This is a genomic window from Alcanivorax sp. UBA3183 (assembly GCF_002364155.1).
Taxonomy (GTDB): Bacteria; Pseudomonadota; Gammaproteobacteria; order Pseudomonadales; family Alcanivoracaceae; genus Alcanivorax; species Alcanivorax jadensis.
Genome location: NZ_DEXN01000032.1, coordinates 58,961 through 59,264, shown reverse-complemented (window position 1 = coordinate 59,264; position 304 = coordinate 58,961). Strand labels below are relative to the sequence as shown.

Sequence of the window (304 nt, the reverse complement as noted above, 5' to 3'; positions counted from 1 at the left end):
CCAGCCACTGGGATCTGGATTACATGCCCCGCGAAGAGCTGGAAGAGGCGTTGTCGAAAAACCGCAAAGATAAAAAGTAGCGCCCGCCAAGGGTGTCAGGCATCGCTGCCGCGGCGGGGCCGGGGGATCTGCTGTTCCTGAAAACGCTTGGAAACCCGCACCACAATATCGCTCTGGAAGGCCTTCTCGTAATGCACGTCCAGCACGTAGGCCTTGGAGCGCAGGCGAATGGCCAGCATGTCGCCGATTTCCACTTCCTCAATGGCAAAAGACACCGGCTTTTTCAGATAGGCGTAGCGGCTGG

The 304-nt window shown here is 58.2% G+C and carries 1 pseudogene; it reads right to left on the bottom strand.

The features are described 5' to 3' along the window. Positions 1–95: 95 nt before the first annotated feature. Positions 96–304 (bottom strand): annotated as a pseudogene (locus B3Q33_RS10985) (mechanosensitive ion channel family protein); the annotation flags it as partial.